The sequence below is a fragment of the Candidatus Methylobacter favarea genome (assembly GCF_902806695.1).
Classification (GTDB): Bacteria; Pseudomonadota; Gammaproteobacteria; order Methylococcales; family Methylomonadaceae; genus Methylobacter_B; species Methylobacter_B favarea.
Map to the genome: position 1 here is coordinate 46,678 of NZ_CADCXN010000049.1, position 9,430 is coordinate 56,107.

General features: G+C 46.0%; 10 protein-coding genes. 3 read left to right on the plus strand and 7 right to left on the minus strand.

Annotation, left to right across the window (positions count from 1 at the left end):
* Window positions 1–160: 160 nt before the first annotated feature.
* Window positions 161–454, plus strand: a complete 294-nt coding sequence (locus HUX64_RS06120; RefSeq protein ID WP_174625350.1) for a hypothetical protein — start codon at window positions 161–163, stop codon at window positions 452–454.
* Window positions 455–515: 61 nt separating this feature from the next.
* On the opposite strand, the gene HUX64_RS06125 is transcribed toward HUX64_RS06120, so the two are convergent.
* Entirely contained in the window at window positions 516–1,118 is a 603-nt protein-coding gene (locus HUX64_RS06125) for a peroxiredoxin (protein ID WP_174625351.1), read from the minus strand.
* Window positions 1,119–1,392: 274 nt separating this feature from the next.
* On the opposite strand from HUX64_RS06125, the gene HUX64_RS06130 reads away from it, so the two are divergent.
* Window positions 1,393–1,902: a hypothetical protein gene (locus HUX64_RS06130; protein ID WP_174625352.1), complete on the plus strand. Its 510-nt coding sequence runs from the start codon at window positions 1,393–1,395 to the stop codon at window positions 1,900–1,902.
* A 120-nt stretch (window positions 1,903–2,022) separates the two neighbouring features.
* Here HUX64_RS06130 and HUX64_RS06135 read toward each other — a convergent pair whose 3' ends face one another.
* The 6 genes from HUX64_RS06135 to HUX64_RS19595 all read right to left on the minus strand — a co-directional run bounded on the left by HUX64_RS06135 (window position 2,023) and on the right by HUX64_RS19595 (window position 9,020).
* A complete protein-coding gene (locus HUX64_RS06135; RefSeq protein WP_174625353.1) occupies window positions 2,023–2,679 on the minus strand; it encodes a VTT domain-containing protein in 657 nt (218 codons plus the stop codon).
* A 93-nt stretch (window positions 2,680–2,772) separates the two neighbouring features.
* Complete coding sequence (locus tag HUX64_RS06140) at window positions 2,773–3,963, minus strand: sialidase family protein (protein WP_246246921.1); 1,191 nt, start codon at window positions 3,961–3,963, stop codon at window positions 2,773–2,775.
* Between the two features lie 225 nt (window positions 3,964–4,188).
* The gene (locus HUX64_RS19585) at window positions 4,189–5,379 is read right to left on the minus strand and encodes a TonB-dependent receptor (RefSeq protein WP_246246922.1); all 1,191 of its coding nucleotides are present in this window, start codon (window positions 5,377–5,379) and stop codon (window positions 4,189–4,191) included.
* A 12-nt stretch (window positions 5,380–5,391) separates the two neighbouring features.
* Window positions 5,392–6,573, minus strand: a complete 1,182-nt coding sequence (locus HUX64_RS19590) for a TonB-dependent receptor plug domain-containing protein (RefSeq protein ID WP_246246923.1) — start codon at window positions 6,571–6,573, stop codon at window positions 5,392–5,394.
* Window positions 6,574–6,605: 32 nt separating this feature from the next.
* On the minus strand, window positions 6,606–8,249 hold the full coding sequence (locus HUX64_RS06150; RefSeq protein WP_246246924.1) for a TonB-dependent receptor: 1,644 nt from the start codon (window positions 8,247–8,249) through the stop codon (window positions 6,606–6,608).
* Between the two features lie 18 nt (window positions 8,250–8,267).
* Window positions 8,268–9,020 carry a TonB-dependent receptor plug domain-containing protein gene (locus HUX64_RS19595; RefSeq protein ID WP_246246925.1) on the minus strand — a complete coding sequence of 251 codons (753 nt, stop codon included), beginning with the start codon at window positions 9,018–9,020 and terminating at the stop codon, window positions 8,268–8,270.
* 36 nt (window positions 9,021–9,056) lie between these two features.
* Between HUX64_RS19595 and HUX64_RS06155 the strand changes: the two genes are divergently transcribed.
* Complete coding sequence (locus tag HUX64_RS06155) at window positions 9,057–9,230, plus strand: hypothetical protein (protein WP_174625355.1); 174 nt, start codon at window positions 9,057–9,059, stop codon at window positions 9,228–9,230.
* The last annotated feature ends 200 nt before the right edge of the window (window positions 9,231–9,430 follow it).

Consider the following 9,430-nt stretch of genomic DNA (forward strand, 5'->3'; position numbering starts at 1 on the left):
TCCCACAGGCTTTTCCTCTATTAAAAAGATGTCATGATAATCTGTTATGGAATATGATGATTGTCAGCTGATAATTTGCGAATGCCGGTTTCATTCCAGCAGTATGAAATACCAAATTGAAGATGGTGTGTTATTAATATAATTATAAGGAGGTGGAAAAATGTTGCTTTTAGCTAAAATTGCCGGAATTATTGTGCTTGTATGGTTTTATATGACTGCCAAAGAGAAGGGGGAGCAGCCTTTTAAGTGGGCTATTATAGGCTTGATTGGTTATTGGCTGACCTGGTGGATAGTGAATTTGAGTATTGTATCTTTTTTACGGCCACATCTTATTGAAAATTTCACAGCTGTATTTATTCTTGCCCAGGTACCGGCCCTCTGCGCTATTGGCGCTGCTGTTTTGATCAGAAAGAAATTGTTGGCTGATGTCGCGGAAGCCAATAAACCGGGTTGATTCAAAAAGCACAAGGTTAATGGTCATATTTTTAACCTTGAACCTTGTGCTTTAATCTTGCTTAAAGTTTAGCCGCATTCTTATCCAGATATTCTGCCACGCCGGCGGGGTTGGCATTCATGCCGATATCTCCCTTGTGCCAGCCGGCAGGACACACCTCGCCATGTTCTTCATGGAATTGCAGTGCATCAACCATACGAATTAATTCATCTATATTGCGACCCAAAGGCAAATCGTTTACTACCTGATGGCGAACAACGCCATTACGATCAATCAGAAAGGCGCCGCGGTAAGCAACACCCGCTTCGGCCTCAACGTCATAATCCTTGACAATTCCATGAGATAAATCAGCAGCTAATGTGTAACGGACAGGACCTATTCCGCCTTTGTTGACGGCTGTGTTACGCCATGCATTATGGGTGAAATGGGAGTCTATAGATACGCCGATCACTTCAACCTGGCGGTCTTTGAACTCATTTATACGGTGGTCTAAGGCAATCAGCTCGCTTGGACAAACAAATGTGAAATCCAGCGGATAGAAAAACAAGATGGCATATTTGCCGTTAGTTGCTTCAGAAAAACTGAATGAATCAACTATTTGGCCATCGCCTAATACGGCTGGAACTGTAAAATCCGGGGCTTGTTTACCAACTAATACACTCATTGATTATCTCCAAAAGTATTGAAAAAGCAAGGGGTTATATACTTATTATTAGCCACGTGAGAAGTGGAATAGCGCCATTCTACACTAGATCAGCAGGAAATTGTCCAGAGAGTTGTTAATTTTAGCTTGCTTTTATTTGAACTTGGTTGATAATTTGTAATCAATAGATTACAAAAATAATAATAATAACCTTGATTTTCAAAGACGCATTAGGATTTAACGGTATAGTTTTAGTGTTAAATTCATCTATTCAAATTCATTCGGAATGATATCCATGGCAAAAAATAAACACATAACCGAGCCGGATGTATTTGGCTTTCAGGTACGCATTGTCAGGCGCGGCAAAGAAAGCAGCCGGTATTTTTCTCATAAACTGTGGGGTAACAAGGGCAAATCCCTCCAGGCAGCAATTACCTGGCGAGATCAAATGCTGGTCGTTTTGAAGGGCAGTAAAACACGTTTCCTCAAGCCTCCTAAAAATAAAACCACAACCGGTGTGACCGGTGTGTCCAGAACCATTAAATATGATCATCGCAAAGATAAAAGCTATCTTTGCTATACCGTTTTTTGGGTTAGTTACGGCAAATCCAGAAATAAGACGTTTCAGGTTGGTAACATAGAGAAAGTGACGGCCGATGATGAGTTGCATGCATTTCGCACAGCTCGGCTGTTCAGAAGCTGCTATGAATATGCAATTGATAATGATCTTGAGTTTAATGACAAAATATTCACCGGCTGGAAAAACACGCGCTTATATGAAGATGCAAATCTAAAGCCGGTGTAAGGTGTAAGGAGTCGGTTAAGGACTCGTGTATAAACAGTCAAGGGCTTGTGTTAGAAAGGCGGGGAATGATATACGGTGGTTTTTATTGTAAAGTTTTAATAATACCTCAAACTGAGGCGGCTATACTTTCACTGACGATTTAAAAAGTTTGATTTTCACAAATTGCCACAGCATCGGCATGACTGAAAACCCTACAATGCCCAGAACGACTTTTTCGAAATTTTGTTTTACCCATTCGTTGGAACCTAGATAATAGCCTGCCAGCAGGATGCTTGTTACCCATAACGTGCCGCCGATTATGCAAAAAATAATGTAGCTCGCGTATTTCATGCTGCCTGCCCCCGCTACAAAAGGAGCAATTGTGCGAACTATGGGAATAAAGCGCGCGATAATGACGGCTTTTCCACCGTGTCGAGCATAGAATTCTTCGGTTTGTGTAATATATTCCCGCTTGAAAAACAGAATCTGTTCGCGCGCTTTAACGAAATTACCGAAATATTTTCCAACGAAGTAATTGATATTATCACCGAGTAAAGCGGCCCCTATGAGCAGGGGAATGAGAACTTGAATATCCAGTTTTCCTGTCGAGGCAGCCAGTAAACCTGTCGCAAAAAGCAAGGAATCGCCGGGCAGCAGCGGCATGACAATTAATCCGGTCTCGACGAAAATGATCAGCGCCAGAATAAAATAGGTCAGGGTATCGTAATAGGCCAGAAAATTCTGCAGGGTTGTAAGCGGATCCTTGAGCAGGCTAAATAAAAAATCAATAATTTCCATGCGGATAAAGTGTCAAGTCGTTGAACAGTGATTCTTAGCTGTGTTATAGAATAACAGTTTTACCTGCTTTCATTAAACTTTACGCTATTGAAGCTAAGGCAGTACTGCTAATTTATGGGACATTTTTATTTCATCGACAGGGTTTAATCGAAAGTTTTGCTGCTGAATTTGCCAGGATAAATATATTTTCCGCCCATCACTTATTAAAAAAGGGTTATCGGCCATTTCAGCTGTTCTGGCAAGAGTTTCAGGCCCAGTAGTCCAGGTTTTGCCTTCGTCTGCAGATTTCATAAGCCGTATAATAGTATTACTGCCGTCGAACTCCCGCCAAACAACCCTGACCTGGTTGCCTGAAGCCAATACATGCGCATGGCTTGCGCCGGCATTGCCAAAGTTGACAGGCTCGGAAAAATGCCGTCCTGAATCTTTGGAATAAGCATAAAACAAACCCTGTTTAGCAGGCGAATTGCTAAACCATACGGCGTGATAAATACCTGTATCAGAAATGGACAGCCCCGGCCCATGGTGGGGACAGGCGTCGATTTGCCAATTTTCATGGCTTAAGCGAAGGGTCTCTCGCGGCGTATTCCAGTCTTTAAAATTAACAATGGCGTGATCCCGTATGCCGCCTTCAAAAATATGCCGCCAGGCAATAACCGGCGTGTTGTCTTGAGCTATAGCGGTGTCAATCCGGCAGCATTCACAGGTGCCGATAATGACGCTTTTATTGGGATAAAAGTGCTTGCCGCCATCATCGGACCACGTGTAATACAAAGACAGACCTTGAGTTTTCTGACCTGGTTTTTTTACAGCCTCAACATCGCGAGCATCCAGCCAGCTAATAAAGACTTCACCCTTTTTACCCACCGCCAAACTATCCAGGCGATGCCTGATGATATCGAGATTATCGTTGATCGTGACCGGCTCGGAAAATTGCTTGCCGCCGTCTGTTGAGCGGCTAAAGCGGACATGAGTGCTATGCTTTTCCCCCAGGTTGCGATTCCAGGTCAGAAAAATATTGCCGTGTGCATCCAGCTTGATTTTTGGACGGCTTTCACCTTTGGCAGCGATCGGTTCAGCAACGGCATTCACCCTGACCGGCTCGGAAAAACTGATGCCTTTATCCACGGAAGATTGCACATAGAGGTGATCATTGTTAACCCAGACGATCCATAGCGTGCCACGGTGGTCAAAAGCAGCGGTTACCGTTTCAGAACATTTGCTGGTTGGGGGCGGGGCCGGATTGGCGCAGATACCCGTTTTTCCGGCCTGTCTATTATGCATTGGCTGCTGATTTTTAGAGTTATTTTCAGACTTTACTAAAGTATCCGGTGTGCAGCCTGTAGCTGTTAAAATTGCAATGGATATTAAAGAAACAAAAAATTTCATGTGATACACCGATTTAGGACTGTAAGAAGCAATGGCCGGATAGGGCAAAAAGGCATAACGTAAGCTCGACATTTTTTGCTGTAATTATAAGCTTACGCTACATTAAGCCAGGCCAAAATCTTAATAATTATATTTCAACTCCGCGAAGTAAGTCCGGGTTGGGAAAGGGTGGAATATAAAATACTGGTAGTCATTAACATTATCAATACCAGCGGATGCACTGATTTGTCTGGTAAATTGATATTTTGCCCGTAAATCGACAACGAAGAAACTACCGGTTCCCTGATAAGTAAAATGGTTTGTGTCGCTGTTGTCTAATTGGCCAAACTGCTCGCTACTGTAACGGCCGCTGACAGAAGTACTCAGTTTATCGGTAGGTCGATAAGTGACGGTTGCAGTGGCCCGCCATTCCGGAATCCTGGGCTGACGTTTCCCGACTGAATTGGGGTTGGCATCGTTTCTGGTGATGCTGGAATCCGTCCATGTGGCGCTGCCGGCCAGATCAAGTCCGGCTATGCCCACGTCGGCAGCTTCGCCCGAGAATTCAATGCCGTACGTATTAACTTCGTCGACATTCTGGATGGTATTGACGGTTATATTATTATTCAAAGCGGTCAAGGCAATATCGCGCTGGGAAAAAATAGCGTCATATACACGCTCGTGAAACAAACTAAGACGCGGTCGGCCTTGATCCAGAAAATATTCCCCGGAAAGTTCTGAAGATAAGGCTTCTTCCGGTTTAAGGCCAGGGTTTCCATTTACCAGCGTGTTAGTAGCCGGGATGAGCGAAGTCTGGAATAATTCCGTCACGGTAGGGAAACGGTAAGCTTGACCGATAGCTGCGCCCATCTGGACGCGGTCTAACGGTTTCCAGGTCAACTTGGCTTTGGGTGAAAATTCAAGTTCATCGCGTTCGGATTGATTGACGGTTGCAAGCACGCCGCCTACTGTAGCTGAATTTAAACCATCATAAGCCTGCCAGTTTTCCAGCCTGCCTCCGAGAGTCAGATTCCAGTCTTCGTGGAAGTCCCATGCATCCTGCAGCCAATAACCTTCAGTCCGGGTTTTTCCGCGGGAGTTGGAAAATATGCTTTCGCCGCTGCCATACCGCCAGTTTGAAGTGTTATAAACCGGGTTTTCAAGAGCATACAAATCATGGTGAAAGCCAAAGCTTAGTTCATGCTGGCCCAGTGCAAACGGGCGCCAGATACCTTTGGCGTCTACCGTGTGCCAGCCGGTATCGGTTAAACTCGTGATTCTGCCTGCGCCGTTGACAGCCGCTAATGCCGGAGTAACCGTTGGGGCGCGCACGGTGTCTTCGCCCTAATGGATTACGCTGCCTATTAACTCCCAGTCGAACAAGCCGCCTGTACTGGATTTTAAGTTCATTCCGTGCGACCAGTGCATTTGGTCAGTGTTATTTTCGGCGAAAACGGGCGCATTGGTTGGGGAAATGTTATAGCTTCTGCCATCGATATTGACACGGCCGCTGTTTATTGTGTTGCCTGCGGCATCCCGCAAAAAGCTGTTAAAACCGACATTATTGTCATTTTGCCAGAGTCCCAGCGTATAGGCTGCACGAATAGTGGGGGTTATTTCATAGGCCAGTTTCCATTTAAAATTATCCTGTACTGTGTGATTTAAATTGGTTTCACCGAGTACCTGAATAGGAACGTTGGTGGGGTTTCGGTCCGGGATAGCCCCGCTTACAGGCGTGCCGGCAGCACTTGTTGCGGAAGGCTGGTTAAGAGTGGCATAGGTCACCGGCATACTGTGACTGTCAAGATGACTCACATCAAAACGCCACGAGAAACCCGCTCTGCGATCACCCAAATTAAAGGAATATTGCTGGGCATCATAGGTTTTTTGATGGCCGTAGAAAGCAAAATCCATCCAGGTTGCCTGTACGCTGCCGCCGGCCTCAAATTTTTCCGGCATCCGGGTAGTGATATCGATTACGCCGCCGATGGAATTGCCTGCATAAGCGGCCGAAAATGGCCCATACATAACATCAATGCGTTCGATTTCCGAGGGCGACACCATATTCCAGCGTGGAGAGCCGGTGTTGCCGTTATTATTGCCAAGCAGTGAAGACAGCAGGATGCCATCGGCATAAATCAATGAGCGCGCACTCGAAGAGGTGCCTGAAGTACGCATCGCCACCGGGGCATTGGTATCGCCGATATAGCGTTTGCGTACCGTGATGCTCGGCAGGTATTTAATAACGTCCTCGGCGTTCATGGCATTGACGGTTTCGGCCATTTTTTCTTTGGTGACACTTTCTGTGGTCACCGGCAGCTTGTACCGGTCTTTAGCCGTTGGCGTGATTTTTTCTGATACCGTCATTTCTGGCATTACGTCTGAGGGGTTGCCGTTACCTGGTTTAGACTCGCCGATGGCGGGCGGGGATGCAAGAATAAGCAGGCAGAGTAATATGCGCTGAGGGCGCAGGGAATAATACAGCCTGGAATTATTTCCTGCGCCCTCTTGATTTAATAAAGGCATTGTTTATTAATATCCTGTTTTTATAGTTTTAATTAATATTTCAAGGAGGCGCTGACAAAATAGGTGCGTTGCGGATAGGGATGATTTTCAAAGGCATTGGCATCAAAGACATTATCTATTCCTGCTGAAATAGTGCTTTTCAGCTTTGGATTTATAGGTAATTGATAGGATGTTTTCAAATCAACAAAAGTGGACTCATCCGTGCCGCCCAAGACATTGGCGGCAGTATCGGTATTATCCAGGCGCTGAAATGAATCGCTGCGATAACGCACGCCAACCGAAGCATTCCATACCGGCAGGATATGATAGGTGGCCGAAGCATTGACTTGCAGTCTGGGTATGCGATCCCATTCATTGCCGGTCAATGAAGGATTGCGGCTGTTTTTGGTAATTTGTTTATTCATGAAAGTGCCGTTAACCAATAAGTCTACAGGCAGTTCAAAGACCTCGTTCTGCTGATAAGTCAGATCCACGCCGATCGTTTCGGTTTGCTCAATCGGCAAAAAGGTGGTAATGGTTTGGCCATTGATGGTTTGCAGGGTATTGGCAATTTCATTATTGATTTGATCATAAAAGAAATTAGCGCGGACATAGCCTCGGGGAATATCGTATTGAGTCATGAAGTTATGGAAATAGCCATTCTCGGGACCCAAATCGGGCGCCGAAATGCTTAAGCTATTAAGCCTGGATAAGCTGGCAAACATTTCTTCTGCAATCGGGAAACGGTAGGCTTTGGAAAATGAATAGCGGAAAGTCCAGGCAGCAGGGGAGTATTCCAGTGCAGCTTTAGGTGAAATACGGGACGCATCGCGGTCCCCGTAATTTTGAATATTCGTTTCATTTGCAAGCGTATTCGGGTCATTAAATACCCGGACATGGCCGTCAATAGCCTGCCAATGATCGAATCTTGCCCCGGCCATTACGCTCCAGTCGGGTAAAAACCGCCACTCCAGCTGTGAAAAAGCGCTGTTTGTTTGAGTTGCGCCTCCGCTATCGTTGGTATGAGCATCAATACTCGTTATTTTATAATTATTACTGTTATAAACATCAAGATTCAAACTGGCGTGAGTAAACTGATAACCGCCCATGAATGATAAATCATCCCGGCCCAGGAAATTATTGGTCGCTAACTTCAAGTCATACGTTGCCCACCAGGGTTTTTCATCAGCAACCTGGCCTTTGTTCCGGTTGAGCGGATGGTTGGGATTGAGAATCGAGCTGACCGTTCTATCCTTGAAGGCGTCGTAATAGCTGGCGGTGGTATCAATGCTCCAGTTATCGGAAATTTTACCTTTCAGGCTCAAGCCGTAATTTAACGATTGACGTTCTGAATCGCTGACCTGGAAAACCGAGCCGGGCACAGTAAATCTTCGCCCGAATTGCCTGTAATTCTGGTTGCTTGATAATCCTGCGGCTGTGCCTCCTCCCCACAAGGCAGTGCCTGCTGCATCTGTTAATAAACTGTTCGGGTCGTCAACTTTTCCAAGGCGATCTTCATAAGCTATAGTAAAGCGTCCCTGCAGGTCCTCGGTAAAGTCGTAAGCCAGTTTAAGTTTGAACAAGTCGGTCGTGGCCTGGGCGATGCCGATATCGCCATAGGCGACAGCCGGCGCTTCATTGGGTAATTGATAGGGTTCTCCGCCATTAACTGCCGCTCCGCCCGGAGCAGTGGTCAAACCGGCGGCATTAATAGTCTATGGCTGCCCCTCATTTTCGAAACGGTTATAAGAGCCCCATACGCTGAATTTATCAAAGCGGTCTCCGGCGGAAAGAAAGGTTTTATAGCCCATTAACGTGTCATTGCGGCCTGACCTGTGCATAGTCTGAAACATGCCGGTGGCGTCCAGTTGAGCCTCAAACGTGTCCGGCATTCTGGTATTGAGATTAACTACCCCGCCAAATGAATTGCCGCTGTATTGCGCTGAAAAAGCGCCGTAAAGCACATCTGCCGATTCGACTTCACTGGGGGAAACCATAGACCATCGGGGTGCGCCGTTGAAACTGGTGCGCAAAGGGTTATGCAAGGGCATGCCGTCTGCGAATACCATGGTGTGAGCCGTTTGAAATACATTTGAGCCACGCATGCCAATATTGCCGTTCGGATCGCCCATATAGCGCTTGCGTATCAGCAGGCCGGGCGTGTATCGCAAGAAATCCTCTACTGTGGTGGCATTTACCCGCGTCTTAACCTGGTCCGCCTCAACAGTATAGGTAGGCGTTGCCTTTGTGGTGAGGGGAAAGGGCCTGTCAGTTTCAGGCGAATAAGTCACTGTCATTTCCGGCATGACCTGGATGGAATCGGCGGCGGCCGCTTTTGTTTTGGCCAGAGACTTATCAGAAAAGAGGCCGCTGTCTTGCCCGGTTTCGCTCATTGCCAACGGTGAAGCCAGTAGCATTAACCCTATTAAAACCCCGCGGTTAAGAGAATAAGTAGGGTTGGAATTCATCTATTGCTCCGGCAAAAGGGGTTTAAAATAATAATTATGGCTATGGCAACTTTCACTGCCGAGCAGCAGTCTTTTATTAAATTTATTGCGGCATGGCCTGACCATGCTGAAATCAACCCTAAGCAGTGCAGCTTACATGCCATTTTTTCCAACCTCGCCAATGCTGACTATCGACCAGGCAAACGAGATTTTTTTAATAAAAATGAGTGAAATGGCCTAAAATTATTGGGTGAAATAACATAGTTTATTTAATTGATGATTTTGTGCTTAAAGCGGTTTTGTTTCAGAAGCTGTTTGGAAATTATCGCGTCAAGCCAAACGATTCACCATGATGCGAGTCATGGCGATGTAAATCCAAGCTTCGTCGATGCGAGTCAGTCGTTCGTAGGCTTTACTGAGACGACGCGAAC